This window comes from Burkholderia sp. AU38729 (assembly GCF_020419725.1).
Lineage (GTDB): Bacteria > Pseudomonadota > Gammaproteobacteria > Burkholderiales > Burkholderiaceae > Burkholderia.
On record NZ_JAIZQO010000011.1, the window covers coordinates 1 to 17,990 of the forward strand.

Annotated in this window: 16 protein-coding genes; 10 read left to right on the forward strand and 6 right to left on the reverse strand. The window is 68.0% G+C overall.

What is annotated here, in order from left to right:
• Nucleotides 1–520 precede the first annotated feature (520 nt).
• Nucleotides 521–877, forward strand: coding sequence for an arsenate reductase (glutaredoxin) (arsC, locus tag LGM56_RS26860; RefSeq protein WP_089495921.1), 357 nt, complete (start codon nucleotides 521–523; stop codon nucleotides 875–877).
• A 134-nt stretch (nucleotides 878–1,011) separates the two neighbouring features.
• Here arsC and LGM56_RS26865 read toward each other — a convergent pair whose 3' ends face one another.
• Complete coding sequence (locus LGM56_RS26865; RefSeq protein WP_089446749.1) at nucleotides 1,012–1,233, reverse strand: zf-HC2 domain-containing protein; 222 nt, start codon at nucleotides 1,231–1,233, stop codon at nucleotides 1,012–1,014.
• Entirely contained in the window at nucleotides 1,211–1,810 is a 600-nt protein-coding gene (locus LGM56_RS26870; RefSeq protein WP_069252807.1) for an RNA polymerase factor sigma-70, read from the reverse strand. Before LGM56_RS26870 ends, LGM56_RS26865 begins: the two co-directional genes overlap by 23 nt.
• Nucleotides 1,811–2,176: 366 nt before the next feature.
• Here LGM56_RS26870 and LGM56_RS26875 point away from each other — a divergent pair, with 366 nt between their 5' ends.
• Nucleotides 2,177–2,731, forward strand: coding sequence for an NADPH-dependent FMN reductase (locus LGM56_RS26875; protein WP_011353625.1), 555 nt, complete (start codon nucleotides 2,177–2,179; stop codon nucleotides 2,729–2,731).
• Between the two features lie 52 nt (nucleotides 2,732–2,783).
• On the opposite strand, the gene LGM56_RS26880 is transcribed toward LGM56_RS26875, so the two are convergent.
• The gene (locus LGM56_RS26880; RefSeq protein WP_226207190.1) at nucleotides 2,784–5,042 is read right to left on the reverse strand and encodes a hybrid sensor histidine kinase/response regulator; all 2,259 of its coding nucleotides are present in this window, start codon (nucleotides 5,040–5,042) and stop codon (nucleotides 2,784–2,786) included.
• Nucleotides 5,043–5,515: 473 nt separating this feature from the next.
• Between LGM56_RS26880 and LGM56_RS26885 the strand changes: the two genes are divergently transcribed.
• From LGM56_RS26885 to LGM56_RS26895, 3 genes are read left to right on the forward strand one after another with little or no spacing between them, the layout of a single operon-like run.
• Nucleotides 5,516–5,884 (forward strand): response regulator, encoded by a 369-nt coding sequence (locus LGM56_RS26885; protein WP_039344648.1) that lies wholly within the window; start codon nucleotides 5,516–5,518, stop codon nucleotides 5,882–5,884.
• Entirely contained in the window at nucleotides 5,877–6,503 is a 627-nt protein-coding gene (locus LGM56_RS26890) for a chemotaxis protein CheC (RefSeq protein WP_039344650.1), read from the forward strand. Before LGM56_RS26885 ends, LGM56_RS26890 begins: the two co-directional genes overlap by 8 nt.
• The gene (locus tag LGM56_RS26895) at nucleotides 6,500–7,438 is read left to right on the forward strand and encodes a GGDEF domain-containing protein (RefSeq protein ID WP_089443728.1); all 939 of its coding nucleotides are present in this window, start codon (nucleotides 6,500–6,502) and stop codon (nucleotides 7,436–7,438) included. The genes LGM56_RS26890 and LGM56_RS26895 overlap by 4 nt, the downstream gene beginning before the upstream one ends.
• A gap of 54 nt (nucleotides 7,439–7,492) precedes the next feature.
• Here LGM56_RS26895 and LGM56_RS26900 read toward each other — a convergent pair whose 3' ends face one another.
• Nucleotides 7,493–8,377 (reverse strand): alpha/beta fold hydrolase, encoded by an 885-nt coding sequence (locus LGM56_RS26900; RefSeq protein WP_226207191.1) that lies wholly within the window; start codon nucleotides 8,375–8,377, stop codon nucleotides 7,493–7,495.
• A gap of 175 nt (nucleotides 8,378–8,552) precedes the next feature.
• On the opposite strand from LGM56_RS26900, the gene LGM56_RS26905 reads away from it, so the two are divergent.
• The 5 genes from LGM56_RS26905 to LGM56_RS26925 all read left to right on the forward strand — a co-directional run bounded on the left by LGM56_RS26905 (nucleotide 8,553) and on the right by LGM56_RS26925 (nucleotide 13,957).
• The gene (locus LGM56_RS26905; protein WP_226207192.1) at nucleotides 8,553–8,885 is read left to right on the forward strand and encodes a hypothetical protein; all 333 of its coding nucleotides are present in this window, start codon (nucleotides 8,553–8,555) and stop codon (nucleotides 8,883–8,885) included.
• 259 nt (nucleotides 8,886–9,144) lie between these two features.
• The gene (gene hpnD, locus LGM56_RS26910) at nucleotides 9,145–9,993 is read left to right on the forward strand and encodes a presqualene diphosphate synthase HpnD (RefSeq protein ID WP_226207193.1); all 849 of its coding nucleotides are present in this window, start codon (nucleotides 9,145–9,147) and stop codon (nucleotides 9,991–9,993) included.
• A gap of 13 nt (nucleotides 9,994–10,006) precedes the next feature.
• Nucleotides 10,007–11,260, forward strand: coding sequence for a hydroxysqualene dehydroxylase HpnE (gene hpnE, locus LGM56_RS26915; RefSeq protein ID WP_226207194.1), 1,254 nt, complete (start codon nucleotides 10,007–10,009; stop codon nucleotides 11,258–11,260).
• 15 nt (nucleotides 11,261–11,275) lie between these two features.
• Nucleotides 11,276–13,249: a squalene--hopene cyclase gene (shc, locus tag LGM56_RS26920; RefSeq protein WP_226207195.1), complete on the forward strand. Its 1,974-nt coding sequence runs from the start codon at nucleotides 11,276–11,278 to the stop codon at nucleotides 13,247–13,249.
• 51 nt (nucleotides 13,250–13,300) lie between these two features.
• The gene (locus tag LGM56_RS26925) at nucleotides 13,301–13,957 is read left to right on the forward strand and encodes a phosphorylase (RefSeq protein WP_241022391.1); all 657 of its coding nucleotides are present in this window, start codon (nucleotides 13,301–13,303) and stop codon (nucleotides 13,955–13,957) included.
• Between the two features lie 115 nt (nucleotides 13,958–14,072).
• Here the strand turns inward: LGM56_RS26925 and LGM56_RS26930 are convergent, their stop codons facing one another.
• Both LGM56_RS26930 and LGM56_RS26935 read right to left on the reverse strand, forming a co-directional pair.
• Nucleotides 14,073–15,047, reverse strand: coding sequence for a VacJ family lipoprotein (locus LGM56_RS26930; protein ID WP_226207196.1), 975 nt, complete (start codon nucleotides 15,045–15,047; stop codon nucleotides 14,073–14,075).
• Nucleotides 15,040–17,673, reverse strand: coding sequence for an MMPL family transporter (locus LGM56_RS26935; RefSeq protein ID WP_089495928.1), 2,634 nt, complete (start codon nucleotides 17,671–17,673; stop codon nucleotides 15,040–15,042). Before LGM56_RS26935 ends, LGM56_RS26930 begins: the two co-directional genes overlap by 8 nt.
• Nucleotides 17,674–17,990: the final 317 nt, after the last annotated feature.

Below are 17,990 nucleotides of genomic sequence, written 5' to 3' on the forward strand. Positions count from 1 at the left end.
CAGGCACACCGAAGCAGGCACACCGAAGCAGGCACACCGAAGCAGGCACACCGAAGCAGGCACACCGAAGCAGGCACACCGAAGCAGGCACACCGAAGCAGGCACACCGAAGCAGGCACACCGAAGCAGGCACACCGAAGCGCCTGTATTCACCGCGCCGCGAATCGCAGGATCCTCATGCCCGGCAGTCGCCCGCTTTATGCGCATAAACCAACCGGCCTGCAGCGCCATCGGCTACACCCTTTGCGGACCGAACCCCATCGTATTGGCCAGGCGCGCGGACCTTTATTCACCATCCCGCGATAGAGTTCCGCGCGCCTTTATGCGCATAAACCCACCAATTCATTGAAGCGCGTCCCGACCAGCACTCCCCTTTCGCGATCCATCGCACCGCATCATCCGTCGGCCTCTACGAAGCAGCGAATCCGCGCCCGGTCTCCCGATTACTCGTCGCCTGCCCCGCCAAGCCCCCAATACAGACCTGGCTACAATACAGGGCTCTACCCTCCAGGCCTGAAAGATGATCACGATCTACCACAACCCCCGATGCTCGAAGTCGCGCGAGACGCTTGCGTTGGTCGAGTCGCTGAATACCACCGGTGCGCCGTTGAATGTCGTCGAGTACCTGAAGACGCCGCCGACGGTCGAGGAACTCGAAGCGCTGCATCGGCAGCTTGGCCGACCGGTTCGCGACATGCTGCGCGACGGTGAGGAACCGTACAAGGCGCTGAATCTGGCCCGCGCCGATCTGACCGATGCGGAAGCCTATGCGGCAATTGCCGCTCATCCGATTCTGTTGCAACGACCCATCGTCGTTTACCGCGGCAAGGCCGCCATCGGCCGGCCGCCCGAATCGGTGCAGGCGCTGTTCGAATAATTCTTGCCCGCCGTATTTTTCTGATTGCGTCAGCCCAGCGCAAGCATTAGCACGAGCATCGGCAATTGAAGCCAGCTCGATCACCGGGCGGCCCGCCACTACGGCCCGGACGATCGCCGTCGAGCGATCCGGGCTTAGCCTTCCCCGGACGACACACCATCATCATCCGGGGCAGGCCCCCGCCCCGCCGCCGCTTTCGCGGCCGTCCGCAGCAGCGCGATCTGCCCGCGATAGGCTCTGCAGCCACTGCAGGTCGGCAGGTGTATGCGCACCTGCAGGCGCTCATGCAGGGTCAGATGCCGGTCGAGCGCATCCGACAGCAGTCGCGTCACGTCAGTACATTTCCCCGGCAGCATCTTCGGTCGTTAATCCTTGTTCGCTCAGGCAGGTTCGCAGGCGCGTGCGCGCCCGGTAAAGCAGCACGCTGCAATGATTCGTCGTCAGCGTCAATTCGCTGCAGATGTCCGTCATTTCGAAGTCGAGGAATTCGCGCATCATGAACACGCGCCCGATCTGCTCCGGCAGGTGATCGAGGCAGGCCTCGAACAGCGTCCAGAACTGCTGCTGCTGCAACAGCGTTTCGGGGCGTGGCCACGGTCGCGGTTTCGCATGCGCGGCCCAGTGCCCGTTTTCCTTGAACAGCTCGCGATCGAGCACCGATTCGCCGTCGAGCTCGGCATCGAGCGCGGACAGGCTCACCGTCCGCTGCCGCGCGCGCAGCACGTCGATCAGCTTGTTGCGCAGGATGCCGAACACCCAGGTCTTGTGCGCCGACAGCCCGGCGAAATCGCCCGCATGCGACCACGCGGCGGCGAGTGCTTCCTGCACGGCGTCTTCGGCCGCATCGGCATCACGGAGCTGGAGCCGCGCGAAGCGCAGCAGGTCGCGCCGCAGTTGCGCGAGATAAACGGGATCGTCGTAGGCGGACGGCATGAATGGGTTGCAAGTCTCGAAGCGATCGCGCGTGCGCCACAGGGCAGGCGCATCGCTGTGCGAGCAGCTTACTGGGCGCGGTGCCGGCCTGCAATGCATGTTCCGTCACGAATTCACGAAACCGGCCTGCGCGCTGCGCTATGCTTGCCGAACCCTGTGTCGCGGGTCGGCAACGACTCGCGGTAGGCAATCTGTAATGTCAGAGCATAACGGCCGAGTTATCCACAATTTCTGTGGAAAACCTTGTGGAAAGTCGGCCGGACGGCCCCGTGGGGCGGTTCGCGGGCTGGCTTGCCTATAAACAGACCTTTGTCGCCCGTTCGGAAGTAATCGATCCGATTCCTCACTCACCGGAAGGAGAATGTCATGTCCTATCGCATCGCTGTGGTCGTCGGCAGCCTGCGTCGCGCTTCGTGGAACCGCGCGCTCGCACACGCCGTGATCTCGCTCGCCCCCGCCGATTTCTCGTTCGAGTTCGTCGAGATCGGCGAGCTGCCGCTATACAGCCAGGACTACGACGCGGATTTCCCGGAAGTCGCGAAGCGCTTCAAGCAGTCGATCGAGGCCGCCGACGCGCTGCTGTTCTTCACGCCCGAGTACAACCGCTCGATTCCGGGCGTGCTGAAGAATGCGCTGGACTGGGGCTCGCGCCCGTGGGGTTCCAACTCGTGGTCGGGCAAGCCGGGTGCCGTGCTCGGCACGTCGCCGGGTGCGACGGGCACCGCGCTCGCGCAGCAGCACCTGCGCAACGTGCTCGCGTATCTCGACGTGAAGACGCTCGGGCAGCCCGAGATGTTCATCAAGCACGATCCGGCGCGCATCGACGACCAGGGCCAGATCGTCAGCGAAGACACCCGCAAGTTCCTGCAGGGCTTCGTCGATCGCTACACGGGCTGGGTGCGCTTGCTGAAGTCGGCCTGAGCGCCCCACCCGATCACGCCGCCGGCACCGGCGCGGGCCCGCACGCAGCGGGTCACGTGCCGGCGTGCCGCGCGTGTCGTGCATCGCGCGCTTCACGGATGCCCAGCAGGATCTCGTCGAGCAGCGCGATGTCGAACGGCTTCGACAGCACGCGGACGTTGACGGTGCGCGTGCGGTCGAGCTCCTCCGCGTAACCCGTGACGAGTATCACGGGCAGTTTCTCCGGCCGTTGTTCGACCGCTTCGGCGAGGTCGATGCCGTTCAGGCGGCCCGGCATGTGGATATCCGAAATCACGAGATCGAACGCGTCGTTCGCGGCCGAGCCTTCGATCAGGCGCAACGCGTCGTCGGCGGTGGGCGCGTAGGTCACCCGGTGCCCGAGCAGCGACAGTAGCGCTTCGGTCCCGGCCGCGACTTCGCCGTTGTCCTCGACGAGCAGCACATGCAGCCCGGCGAGCGCCCCCGCCCCCGCATCGTGCACGACCGCCGGCGGCCGCGCGACGACATCCTCGACGCGTGCGCGCGGCAGGTAGAGGCGCACCGACGTGCCGGCGCCGACCGCGCTGTCGATCGTCGCGAGGCCGCCCGAGCGTTCGCAGAACGCGAACACCTGCGGCAGGCCGAGCCCCGTCCCCATCCCCTGCGCCTTCGTCGTGAACAGCGGCTCGAACGCACGCGCGAGCACGTCGGGCGCCATGCCCGAACCCGTGTCGTCGAGCGAGATCTGCACGAAATCGCCGGTGAGCGGAAAACCGTCTTCGCGACGCAGCGTCACGTTGCGCGCGCCGACGGTGAAGCGGCCGCCGGTCGTCATCGCGTCGCGCGCGTTGACCGCGAGGTTGATCACCGCGAGCTCGAGCTCCGCGACGTCGACGCGGATCGGCCAGACACCCGGCTCGATCGCGACGACCAGCGACGATTTCGAGCCGAGCGATGTCTTCAGCAATTCGCGGCACGTGCCGAGCCATTGCCCGACGTCGATCGTTTCGTTGTGCAGCGGCTGCTTGCGCGCGACACCGAGGAGCTGGCGCGTGAGCGACTGCCCGTTCTTCAGCGCGCGCTCGATCGCGCCGAGTTCCTTGTCGAGATGCTGGACCCCGCGCCGCCGCGCGATCTGCACGTTGCTCGAGATGATCATCAGCAGGTTGTTGAAGTCGTGCGCGACGCTGCCGACGAGATTGCCGAGCGCCTGCATCTTGCGCGACTGCCGGTACGCGGATTCGATCGAGCGCCGCATCGACGCTTCGGCCTGCCAGCGGTCCCACGCCTCCTCTTCCGCCTTCAGCCGCTTGAGCGACAGCCAGATCACGGACCACAGCGCGACCGACGGCGCGAACATCGAGATGAACAGCACGCTCAGGTGTTCGTACCATTCATGCCAGATCGCCGACGTGCGGTACGCGCATGTCACGTAGACGGGATAGCTGCCGACCTGGCGATACGCGACGATCTCGCTGCTCGCGCCGTCGTGGCGCACGCGCACGACGCCGGCGCGCGGATCGTTGCGCGCGTCGCCGAACGTGACGGCGCGATCGGTGTGCGCGAGTGCCGGCGGCGGCGGATACGACGCGATCACCGCGCCGTCCGAGCGCGCGAGCGCCATCGTCATCGGCGTGCTCGCGCCGCCGAGCAGGTCGCGGTAGAACGCGTTGAAATACGACGACTTCAGCGCGATCGACACCATCCCGGCGAACGAACCGTCGCTATGGCGCCGCGCGACGCCCGTGTTGAACACGGGAATGTTCTCGAGCTTGAGCGGCCCCATCATCAGCCGCGAGATGTGTTCGATGACCTTGCCGTCGCGGATGCCGGCGAAGTCGTCGCGGTTCGCGATCGACGCGTAGGGCGCCGGATAGTAGAGGCTGTTCGCGAGCAGCATCCCGCTCGCGCCGAAGATCGACACGGCGGCCACCTGCGGATAGCCGCCGCCGATCGTGTTCAGCGCTTCGTGGATGTCGGACTCCCGGTTGCGCACGGTCGCGTCGTCCATGTCCTGCACGAGATCGACGATGCGCGCATCGAGCGTCTCGCTCAGGTCGAACACCTTGAGCGCGTGCTCCTCGGCCACCCGCACCGTGCGCATCGTCACGTCGCTCGCGGCGGCCTCGCGCGTCTTCAGGTCGTTGTACGCCATCACCACGACGTAGATGCACGGCAGCACGATCGCCGCGACGAGCAGCACGATCAGCGTCATGCGACGCACCGCGAAATCGTGCTCGGGCGCACCGGCCGCATAGTTGCCGTCGTCCTGCCAGTCGTCGGCGGGCGGGGAGGCGGGAGCGTGGGAATCGGCGGGCCGGTTGGACATCATCGAGGAAGCGGGCGAGGCAGAGGTGCCTGCCATCATAAACGAGTTGCGACGGCCCGCCGCACGGCCCCGGACGCCAGCCATCCTGTTGGTTTCGACAGGGGGAAATTGTCAGATTGAAAACGCGACGAATCCGGCAGCGCAAACGTACACAAGGAAAAATTTTGCGTACTTATCTCGAAAATGGTCGTGCCTGTTTTCGGAATGGCGCGTGTTCGGACCAATTCTGTTCGAAATGCTGAAAATGGCGAGTTGCATCGCCTCCGGTTTACTCAGAGAATCGCGCCTTGCTTTCCCTATGACAGATATATGCGCCCGCCGGTGTTCGCCGCGCGGTGCGTCGCGCGCACTCCGCGTCGCGGCGCCCGCGCGCGGCCGCCAGACGGTTGCCCGCACACCCGAACGCATGGCGCCTAAAGAAGTGCGCCGCGCGGTCGTTAACGCGAGAGAGACCATTCCGTATACCGCATCGCCCCATGCCTTTGCCGATTGTAATTGCCGACGATTCGCTGCTCGCTCGCAAACTTCTGACAAAGGCGCTGCCGGGAGGCTGGGACGTCGAAGTCGCGTATGCCGCGAATGGTCGAGAGGCCTTGGCGCTCTATCGTGACGGCAAAGCTTCCGTAATGTTTCTGGACCTGACGATGCCCGACATGAGCGGATATCAGGTCCTGGAGACACTGCGCCACGAAGATCTGAACACGTTCGTGATCGTGGTATCCGCCGATATTCAGCCGCAGGCGCAAGCACGCGTGCGCGAATTGGGCGCGATCGCATTCGTAGCCAAGCCCGTGACGTCGGAGGCATTGCTGCCCATTCTCAAGGAGTATGGGTTGTATGCCTGACTCGGTGTTCACGGCGGAGCAACGCGACGCGTTGCAGGAGATCGCCAACCTCGCAATGGGCCGCGCCGCCGCGCGGCTCGCGTTGTTGCTCGGGCACTTCATCGAGCTGTCGGTGCCGCGCGTGCGGGTCGTGAAAGCGACCGACGCGGGCGACGCGCTGCGCGAGATGACGGGCATTCACGACAACGTGACCGCCGTGCGCCAGGGTTTTCGTTCCGACATCAAGGGCGAGGCGATCGTGTTGTGCCGCACCGCGAGCATCGCGCGGCTCATGTCGGTCGTCGACCGCACGTTCGGCGATGGCGTGTACGGCGGGATGGCGACCCCCGACGAAGTCGTGTTCGACGTCGCGAACGTGCTGATGGGCGCGTGCGTCGCGTCGATCCTCGACGAGCTCGGCCGCAAGCCCGTGTTCTTTCCGCCGGGGCTGCTCGGCGCGAACGTGTCGTTCGACGACGTATTCCAGCCGACCGAGCTGGCCTGGAGCGTGGCATTGCTGCTGGAAGTGAACTTCGGGCTCGAGGACCACGCGTTCCGCGCCCACTTCGTGATGCTGATGGCCGAGGATTCGATCCGGCTGATGGGCGACGCGCTCGACGCGTTGCTGTCCGCGCTATGACGGCCGCCACCTCGTCGCTGAGCGACCTCGTGATCGAGCGGGTGGGCTTCGGCCTGTTCGTGCTCGACCGCGCGATGACCGTGCTGATGTGGAATCGCTTCATGCAGGACCACAGCGGCATCCCGGCCGCGGACGTGATCGGCCGCAACCTGTTCGACTGCTTTCCCGACCTGCCGCGCGCGTGGCTGTCGCGCAAGCTCGAGAGCGTGTTCCAGCTCGGCAGCTTCGCGTTCAGCTCGTGGGAGCAGCGGCCCTACCTGTTCCGCTTCGAGCACGACCGGCCGATCACGGGCGGGGTCGACTACATGCAGCAGGACTGCACGTTCATGCCGCTCACGCGCGGCCGCGACGTCGAAGCCGTGTGCGTGACGATCTCGGACGTCACGCATGTGAGCGTGATGCAGCGCGAGCGCGAGGAAGCGGTCGCGAAGCTGCGCGAGCACGCGAATCGCGACGGCCTGACCGGCATCGCGAACCGGCGCTTCTTCGAGGCGCGGCTCAGCGACGAATTCGCGCGCTGGCAGCGCTATGGCGGCGACCTGTCGGTGCTGCTGTTCGATCTCGACCACTTCAAGACGATCAACGACCGCTTCGGGCATGCCGCCGGCGATGCCGTGCTGCGCGAGACCGCGCGTCGCGTCGCGTCGATCGTGCGTGCGCAGGATACGTTCGGCCGCTTCGGCGGCGAGGAATTCGCGCTGCTGCTGCCGTGCACGAATCTCGACGAGGCGATGCTCGTGGCCGACAAGGTGCGCGATGCGATCGGCAGCGTGCCGGTCGATGCCGAGGGGGTCAGCGTGCCGGTGACGGCGAGCGTCGGCGGCGCGTGTGCGAAGGCGGGCGCGCCGACCAGCGACGTGCTCGTCAACGAGGCCGACGCCGCGCTCTATCGCGCGAAGCGGCTCGGGCGCGACCGGTCGGTCGCGTATGCGTAGGTGGCGCATACGCCCCGCCGTGCGCGGAGCGTATGCGCCGGGCGCGTGCCGCGCTCAGCTTTTCGCGATGTCGGCCAGGACGCCGGCGAGCACGGCCGGCTGCGACATGAACGGCGAATGGCTGCTGTCGAGCTGGTGCACGTGGGTCGGGTTGCCGGGCGCGAACGCGTCGGCTTCGTCGATGAAGCGCTGTTGCAGCGCGGGCAGGATCACGCGATCCTGCAGGCACTTGATGTAGTGACGGTCGATCGCGCCCCAGCGTGCGGCCGTCGTCGGGATCGCGGTCGCGAACGGCGCGGCCGGCACGTCGCAGCTCATCAGGTTCGCGACGGCCTCGAAGTCGGCCTGCGGCACGTCGTCGTACAGCGCGCGCTTCGCGAGCTCGCGATAGGCGGCGTCGCCGCTGCGCGGATCGATGCGCAGCGCACCGGCGACGCGCGGGCTCGCCAGCATCAGCGGGCCGAGCATTTCACCCTTGTTTTCAGGGGCGCGCACGTAGTCGAGGCCCGGCACGCCCGACGCGGGCATGAAGGCCGCGAGATAGACGATCTTCGCGATCTTGTCCGGCGCGCGTTCGGCGGCCGCCGTGATCGCGAGGCCGCCCATGCTGTGCCCGACGAGCACGACCCTGCCGCGGCCGAGTGCGTACGCGTCGTCGACCGCCTGCATCACCTGCGTGGCGTAATCGTCGAGCGTCGTGTTCGCGACCGGCGACGGCTCGGCGCCGAACGCGTCCTTGTCGAGCGGGCGTGCGAAGTAGGAAGCGGGAAAACGGGCGTTGATGCCGTGCGCGGGCAGGTCACGCGCGATCGACAGGTGGCCGCGCGCGGCCAGCGCGGCCGCGACGTGCGCGTAGCACCACGCGCCGTGCCAGGCGCCGTGCACGAGCACGAAAACGGGATGATCGGACTGCGGGGTGGCGCTTGCGTTCGTCTCCATGGTGTCCGGGTCTTCAGATCTTGAGAAAGGTGTCATCTTAGACGAACCCGTGTGCGCCCTGACGGGCCGGATTCGATCCGTCCCTCTTGTCTCGTACAGGCCACATTTCGTTCGTATCTGATTTGAATTTATCGCGAAGCACGCTAATTTGTTGCTTTGCCTGCGATTGCGCCCCATGAACGTCGACTATCTCTTCTACCGGAGGCCGGACAAGCCCGGCCCCTATTCGCTCGACGACCTCGGCGACATCGCGCCGGCGATCGGCCCGGGCGACCTGGTGCGTGCGGGCATCGCACGCGTGTTCGCGCAGATCGACTGGCAGGAATCGCCCGATGTGCCGGGCGCGTGGTTCGGCACGGGCGGCGCGACATTCCAGTTCACTACGGAGCCCGACGGCCGCGTGACGAGCTTCATGGGCTCGCGCCTCGAACGCCGCTCGATGCTGCAGCTCACCCACGAAATGGGGCTCATTGCGCTCGACCTGCAACGCGACATCGTCTACGGCTGACGCGCCGCCGGCGCCGAGGCCCGCCCGGGCCGGCCGCGCTTGCCGGCCAACGGCTTCCGGCATGCCGCCGCACGTGGCGCGTGTCCGCCATCGAACTTCAAAGATTGCTATACTTTCGCCCAATTCCGGCTTCCGGCCGGTAATTTGTGCCTGTCTGTGTCGATCGTTCGCATATCTCGCACGCATTTGACACCCTGACCATCCCAGCCGGGCATGGCTTCTTCAATCGCCCCGCGTGGGTGTCTCCGTGGAGCTCGTCTTGGCCGTTTCCCATTCCGTCGTGGACGAACAAGAAACCGACGCCGCTGCCGTCACATCGGGCAGTTCTTTCTATCTTGCGATGCGCATCCTGCCGGCTGCGCAGCGCGATGCGATGTTCCAGGTCTACGCGTTTTGCCGCGCGGTCGACGACATCGCCGACAGCGACCTGCCGCGCGCCGAGCGCCACGCGGGCCTCGACCGCTGGCGCGCGGACATCGACGCGTGCTTCGCCGGCCGCCCGCCGCGCCACCTGGCCGCGCTCGATCGCGAGATCCGTGCATTCAACCTGCAGCGCGACGACTTCCACGCGATGATCGACGGGATGGCGATGGATGCGGTCGAAGACATCTGCGCGCCCGACGAACCGACGCTCGACCTCTTCTGCGATCGCGTGGCGAGCGCGGCCGGCCGGCTGTCGGTGAGGATTTTCGGGATGCCGAAAGCCGAAGGGATCAAGCTGTCGCATCACCTCGGCCGCGCGCTGCAACTGACGAACATCCTGCGCGACATCGACGACGATGCGGCGATCAACCGTTGCTACCTGCCGCGCGAGTTGCTTGCGCGCGAAGGCATCGCGATCACCGACCCGGCGACGATCGTGCGCGATCCGGCGCTGCCGCGCGTGTGCGCGACGCTCGTCGAGCGCGCGCTCGAGCACTTCCGCCAGGCCGACGCGGTGATGGACACCTGCGCGCGTGCGCAGGTGAAGGCGCCGCGCATCATGTCGGGCGCGTATCGCTGCATTCTCGAAGCCGCGATCGCACGCGGCTTTGCGTTCCCGCGCGCGCCGCTGCGCAAGCCGAAGGCGCGCATGCTGATGATCGCCGCGCGCTACGCGCTGTTCTGAGCCGACCGAGTCGATGCCCAGGACCGTCCACGTGATCGGCGCCGGCGTTGCCGGCCTGTCGGCCGCGGTCGAGTTGCAACGCCGCGGGCGGCGCATCGTGCTGCACGACGCGCACGCGCATGCGGGCGGCCGCTGCCGCTCGTGGTTCGACGGGACGCTGAACACGACGCTCGACAGCGGGCTGCACACGGTGTTCGCGGGACAGCCCGCGACGCAGCGCTACCTGCGTGCGATCGGCGCGGCCGACCAGCTCACGGGGCCCGCGCTGCCTGAATTCCCGGTCGTCGACGTCGCGTCGCAGCAGCGCTGGACGCTGCGCTTCGGCGGCGGGCGCTGGCCGTCGTGGCTGTTCGATGCCGCGTCGCGCGCGCCGGACACGACGCCGCTCGACTACCTCGCGCTCGCCCCGCTCGCGTTCGCGCGCATGGGCCGCTCACTCGCACAGACGATGCGATGCGACGGCATGCTGTGGGAACGTTGGCTGCGGCCGTATTTCCTCGGTGTGCTGAACGTCGAGCCGCGCCACGCGAGTGCCGAACTCGCGCGCGCGGCGCTGTGCAGCACGTTTTCCGCGGGCGGCCCCGCTTGCCGTCCGCTCGTCGCGCGACACGGCCTCGGCAGCGCATTCGTCGAACCGGCGCTGCGGATGCTGCAGCACGGCGGCGCGCAGATCCGGCTGAACTCGCGGCTCGACGCGTTCGAATTCGGTGCGCACGGCAACGCGGTCGATGCGGTTTCGGTCGGCGGCGAGCGGATCGATCTCGCGCCGGGCGATGCCGTCGTGCTGGCCGTGCCGCCCGAGGTCGCGCAGCCGCTCGTGCCCGAACTCACCGCGCCCGACACGTTCAGCGCGGTCGTGACCGCGTATTTCGCGGCTGAAGCGCCGGCCGGCAACCCGCTGCAGACGTCGGTGGTCAACGGTGTGGTCGATACGGTGCGCACCGGCGGCGGCCAGCTCGCGGCGACGATCCGCGACGCGGGCCGCTGGCTCGACACGCCGCGCGACACGCTCGCGCGGCGCATCTGGGAAGACGTCGCGCGCGTGACCGGCGCGAACCCGGCAACCATCCCCGCGTGGCAGCTCGTCGTCGAGCCGCGCGCGGGCTTTGCGGCGGTGCCGTCGCAGGAAATGAAGCGTCCGGCCGTGCGTACGCGCTGGACCAATCTTGTGCTGGCGGGCGACTGGATTGCCACCGGCTTGCCCGCCACGATCGAGGGTGCGATCCGCTCCGGCCAACTGGCCGCGGACGTGCTCCAGACACAGTAAGTAAAAGAGGGACCGATGAACGATCTCACCGAAATGGCTACCCTGTCCGCCGGCGCCGTGCCGGCCGGCGTCGATACGGCCGTCGCGCGTGCGACCGACGCGCTGCTGGCCGCGCAGAACGCGGATGGCCACTGGGTCTACGAACTCGAAGCCGATTCGACGATTCCCGCCGAATACGTGCTGCTCGTCCACTATCTCGGCGAGACGCCGAACCTCGAGCTCGAACAGAAGATCGGCAAGTATCTGCGCCGCATCCAGCAGGCCGACGGCGGCTGGCCGCTGTTCACCGACGGCGCGCCGAACATCAGCGCGAGCGTGAAGGCGTATTTCGCGCTGAAGGTGATCGGCGACGACGAGAACGCCGAGCACATGCAACGTGCGCGCCGCGCCATCCACGCGATGGGCGGCGCCGAGATGTCGAACGTGTTCACGCGCATCCAGCTCGCGCTGTACGGCGCGATTCCGTGGCGCGCGGTGCCGATGATGCCGGTCGAGATCACGCTGCTGCCGCAGTGGTTCCCGTTCCATCTGTCGAAGGTCTCGTACTGGGCGCGCACCGTGATCGTGCCGCTGCTCGTGCTGAACGCGAAGCGCCCGCTCGCGAAGAACCCGCGCGGCGTGCGCATCGACGAACTGTTCATCGATCCGCCCGTCAACGCCGGGCTGCTGCCGCGCCAGGGCCACCAGAGCGCCGGCTGGTTCGCGTTCTTCCGCGTGGTCGATCATGCGTTGCGCGCGGTCGACGGGTTGTTCCCGAACTACACGCGCGAACGCGCGATCCGCCAGGCCGTGTCGTTCGTCGACGAGCGCCTGAACGGCGAGGACGGCCTCGGCGCGATCTATCCGGCGATGGCCAACTCGGTGATGATGTACGACGCGCTTGGCTACGCGGAAGATCACCCGAACCGCGCGATCGCGCGCAAGTCGATCGAGAAGCTGCTCGTCGTGCACGACGATGAAGCGTATTGCCAGCCGTGCCTGTCGCCGGTGTGGGACACGTCGCTCGCCGCGCATGCGCTGCTCGAAACGCGCGACGCGCGTGCCGAGGATGCCGCGATCCGCGGCCTCGAATGGCTGCGCCCGCTGCAGATCCTCGACGTGCGCGGCGACTGGATCTCGCGCCGCCCGCACGTGCGGCCCGGCGGCTGGGCGTTCCAGTACGCGAACGCGCACTACCCGGACGTCGACGATACGGCGGTGGTCGCGGTGGCGATGGAGCGCGCGCAGCAACTCAAGCAGAACGATGCGTATCGCGATTCGATCGCGCGGGCGCGCGAGTGGGTCGTCGGGATGCAGAGCAGCGACGGCGGCTGGGGCGCGTTCGAACCGGAAAACACGCAGTACTACCTGAACAACATCCCGTTCTCGGATCACGGCGCGCTGCTCGATCCGCCGACGGCCGACGTGTCGGGCCGCTGCCTGTCGATGCTGTCGCAGCTCGGCGAGACGCCGCTGAACAGCGAGCCGGCGCGTCGCGCACTCGACTACATGCTCAAGGAACAGGAACCGGACGGCAGCTGGTATGGCCGCTGGGGGATGAACTACGTGTACGGCACGTGGACGGCACTGTGCTCGCTGAATGCGGCCGGCCTGACGCCGGACGATCCGCGCATGAAGCGCGGTGCGCAATGGCTGCTGTCGATCCAGAACAAGGACGGCGGCTGGGGCGAGGACGGCGACAGCTACAAGCTGAACTATCGCGGTTTCGAGCAGGCGCCGAGCACCGCGTCGCAAACCGCGTGGGCGCTGCTCGGCCTGATGGCGGCCGGCGAGGTGAACAACCCGGCGGTGGCGCGCGGCATCGACTACCTGATCGCCGAGCAGAACGAAGAAGGCTTGTGGGACGAGACGCGCTTCACGGCGACGGGCTTCCCGCGCGTGTTCTACCTGCGCTATCACGGCTATCGCAAGTTCTTCCCGCTGTGGGCGCTCGCCCGCTATCGCAACCTGAAGCGCGACAACACCACGCGCGTGACGGTCGGGCTGTAACGCGTGGCGCCGCAATCCACCGGCTCGCTGCCCGTCATCGCCGTGACGGGGATGGCATTCGAGGCGCGCATCGCGCGCGGCGACGGCGTCGAAGCCGTCTTTGCCGCACGGGCCGACCGCCTCGAACGCGCGCTGACCGAGGCGACCGCACGCGGTTGCGCAGGCATCGTGAGCTTCGGCACGGCAGGCGGGCTCGCGCCCGACCTGGCGCCCGGCGCGCTCGTGGTCGCGAGCGCGATCGACGGGCCGTTCGGCCGTGTCGAGACCGACGCAGGCTGGAGCGCACGGCTCGTCGCCGCGCTGCACGACACGCCCGTCTGGGCGCGCGTCACGCGCGGCACGATCGCGGCCGTCGGCGCACCGGTCATCAGCGAGCAGGACAAGACGTCGCTGCATCGCGCGAAGGACGCGCTCGCCGTCGACATGGAGTCGCATATCGCGGCGGCCTTCGCGGCGGCGCGCGGCGTACCGTTCGCGGTGTGCCGCGCGATCGTCGATCCGGCGTGGCGCACGTTGCCGCGCGCGGCAACGGCCGGCCTGCGCGACGACGGCAGCACGGCGATCCTGCCGATCCTGCGCGAACTGCTGAAGCAGCCGTCGCAGCTCGGCCCGCTGCTGCAGGTCGCGAGCGATGCGCGCGCGGCGCGCACGACGCTGATCCAGGCGCGACACGCGTTCGAGCGTGCCGGTGCGATGCGGATCGCCTGAGCGGCGCGCGCCGCCCGTCCCGCCCTTCTCCCCCCGGTTTTCCGTTTCTCGCGGACAAAAAAAGAGCGCTGCATCTGCAGCGCTCTTTGTCTTTGCGGCGGTGGCCGCTGCAGCGTTACTGCTGCACGGCCGGCGCGCTCGCGGGCGTCGCGGGTGCGGCCGCCGATGCCGCAGCCGGCGCAGCGGCCGACGCAGCAGCAGGCGCGCTCGCGGGCATCGCGTTGTCCGCGCCCGGATCGTCGTACTGGGGCAGCCCCGGCGCGGCCGGTGCATTGCTCGGCGTGGCGCCCGATGCGCCGCCCGCATCGCCCGGATCCTCGTAGTTCGGCAGCCCCGGCACGGCCGGCGTCGCCGCCGGCACGGCGCCCGCTTCACCCGGTTCGTTGTAGGCCGGCAGCGCGGCCGACGACGACTGGCTGCGGTACGTCAGCGACTTGCGCTGCTGCAGGTAGGCGTCGCGCACGAACGAATACGGATCGAGCGCGGCCTGCTTCAGCAGGTCGGTCGCACCGAGGAGGTCCGAACGCGCGCTGATGAACTGCGCGATGTACATCGGGTTGCGCGCGGCCGGCTCGATGTAGTTCAGCAGGTTGAAGCGCACGTCCACCGCGCGGCCGACGCCGTCGCGGATCGTGCTCGGCCCGAACACGGGCAGCACGAGATACGGGCCCGACGGCACGCCCCAGCGCGCCATCGTCAGGCCGAAGTCCTGGTGATGTTTCGGCAGCCCGGCGGGCGTCGCGATGTCGATCAGGCCGGCGACGCCGAACACCGAGTTCATCGCCACGCGCATCAGATCCTCGGTGGCATCGGTGATGCGCAACTGCAGCAGGTTGTTCGCGATGTTGCCGAGATCGCCGAGGTTCGAGAAGAAGTTGCTGATCGCGGTGCGCACGGGCGTCGGCGTGACCTTCTGGTACCCCTTCGCGATCGGCTGGGCGATGTTCGTGTCGACGGTGTCGTTGAACTTGTACATCGCCCGGTTCATCGGCTCGAGCGGGTCGTTGGGGTTGCGGTTCGGTCCCGTCGCGCAGCCGGTCAGCGCCGCGCTGGCGGCAACGGTCGCCGCAATGATTCGCACCTTATTCATTGATTCCTTGCGATTGGTTCTTGGCGCGTTTGACGCGCGGTTTGCCCATCAGGACGGGCTGGAACACCACGGCGCCGATCAGCGTGCAGGTCAGGGCCAGCGCGAGCAGCTTGCCCATGCTCGACGTGCCCGGGTGGTGCGACAGCCACAGGCTGCCGAATGCGGTCGCCGTCGTCGCGGCGCTGAACAGGACGGCATGCGTGAGGCTCGAGTGCAGCAAGCCGGTTTGCCCCGCGCGCCACGCCATCACGAAATACACCTTGAACGCGACGCCGACGCCGAGCATCAGCGGCAGCGCGATGATGTTCGCGAAGTTGAGCGGCATGCCGAGCACGACGCACAGCTCGAGCGTCACGACGCCCGACACGAGCAGCGGCACCAGCGTGCGCAGCACGTCGCCGAAGCGGCGCAGCGTGACCCACAGCAGGACCGTGATCGAGATGATCGACCACAGCGCCGCATGCAGGAACGCGTTGATGATCGTGTCGGCCGAATGCAGGATCGAGATTGGCCCGCCGGTCGTGCCCGGCTCCGCGGCTTTCACGGCCTTCGCGAAGCGGCGCAGCATCGTGTCGTCGCCCGGGTCGACGCCCTTCGGCACCTTCGGCGAAATCTGCACGAGCGCATGGCCGTCCGGCGCGACCCAGTCGCGCACCAGCTGCGGCGGCAGCGATTCGCGCGTGACGCCCTGCGGCTGCAGCAGCGACGCGAGCTGGTTGAGCGCGATGCGCAGCGTGTCGGAGAACGCGCGTTCGGCGCGGTCGCGCGTCGCGGCATCCGCGGCGGCGAGCTTCGCGAGCGACGCCGACAGGTGCTGCGCGGCGGCCGCGCCCGGGCCCGGGTGATCTTCGGCCGCGTAGCTCAGCAGGTCCGACACGCGCTTGAGCGCGGCGACGCGCTGCGCGTCGGTCGCGGGCGGCGCGGGCGGCTGCGTCAGCGCGGGCAGCAGGTCGCTCGCGGCCGCGGCGATCGCCGCGCGCTTGGCCGGCTGGTCGGCGGGGATGAAGGTCGACAGCGTGGTCGTGCGGCCGACTTCGGGCAGCGCGTCGAGGCGCTTCGCGGCCGCATCGGCCTGCGCGAGCGACGGCGCGAGCAGCGTGACGTCGTTGACGGCGGCTTCCGGCGAATCCTTCAGCGCGAGCAGCGTCGCCATCGATTCGCTGTTCGGGTCCTTCAGGTGCAGCGGGTTGAAGTCGAAGCGCAGGAATGCGAGCAGCGGCAGCGCGCCGATCACGACCACGAGCGTGCCGATCAGGATCGGCTTGCGATGGCGATCGAGGTAATCGTCGACCGGCGCGAGCCACGGAAAGCCCGGCGTCTTCGATTCGCCCGGCGGCGCGAACAGGCGCAGCAACGCGGGCAGCAGCGTGATCGTGGTGAGCAGCGCGACGAACATCCCGACGCCCGCGATCAGGCCGAGCTCGGACACGCCGCGATAGGCGGTGGGGATGAACGAGAAGAAGCTCGCCGCGACGGCCGCGGTGGCCAGCGCGAGCGGCATGCCCATCGAGTGCGCGGCGCCGATCAGCGCATGGTCGATGCGCGGATCGCGGAAGCGCTCCTCGCGGTACTTCACGCCGTACTGGATCGAGAAATCCACGCCGAGGCCGACGAACAGCACCATGAACGCGACCGAGATCATGTTCAGCGAGCCGACCATCGCGAGGCCGAGCGCGGCGGTCACGACGAGGCCGACGAACAGCGTGACGAGCACCGAGCCGATCATCCGCTTCGAGCGCAGCGCGAGCCACAGGATGACGAGCACGGCGAGCAGCGTGAAGACGCCGTTGAGCGCCGCGCCGTCCTCGACCGACGCGAATTCGTCGTCGGCGAGCGGCTGTTCGCCGGTCAGGCGCACGACCGCGCCGTAGCGCTTCTCGAGGTCGATCGAACGGGCCGCGTCGCGGATCACCTGGCTGGTTGCCGCGCCGGCCTTCAGCGCGCCGTAGTTGACCACGGGCTGCACGGTGACGAACGCGCGCGCGGGCTGCCGCGCGGCATCGTTGTCGACCAGCGCGCGCCACGAGAACGCGGCCGGCTTGCCGGCCAGCACGTCGTCGACCGTCGCGGCGCTGCGGGCGAGCAGCTTCGCCATCGTCGGCAGCTTCACCTGGCCGGTCAGCAGCGGCTGGCCGAGCGTGGTGGAGAGCGTCGTGGCGAGCCCGGTCAGGCTAGGGTTCTTCGCGAGTTCGTTGACGAGCGGGCGCGCACTCGCGAGCTGCGCGGTCGTATCGGTGACTTCCTGCGGCGACAGGAACAGCAGCCCGTTGTGCTCGAAGAACGGCCCGCCGCCGGGCTCGGCGACCTGGCCGATGCGGCCGGCGGCGGCATCCTTCTGCAGTGCTTCGGTCAGCGCCTGCGCGGCGGCATTCGCGAATTCGGGCGCGGGCGCCTCGACGACCGCGAGGATCGTGCCGTTGCGTTGCGGGAACGCTGTGTCGACGGCGTGGCCGAGCGCGGCGAATTGCGGTTCCGCATCGACGAGCTTGCTGATGTCGGTGTTGATCTTGAAATGCTGTGCGACATAGACGCCGCTGAGCGCGGCGATGACGAGCGACAGCACGACGACCCAGACGGGCCGGCGTACCGACCATGCAACGAGTCGGACGATGAGAGATGTCACCATGTGGCGGTGGGGAGCGGCTGGAAAGGGCAAAGTAGCCAAGTATACCGGCGCGGCGTGGCGGCGGTCGTGACGTTGGGGGTTACGAGAACGGAAGGAGATTTGTTCGCGGCGGCGGAATCGATACCGGTGGCTGGCCGGTTTGTAAGGGGATATTTACATAAACGGCGCCGGGCTGCTTCGACGCGCCGCCGCCGGCCTGTGACAAAGGATCTGAAAGGTAACAGTCGGTCACGGCGGCGCACCGAGGCGTCGGGCCCGGTATACTTTGCTCCGTCGGCCGGTGCAATGAACCGGTCGTTTTTTCTCATCGAGCGATA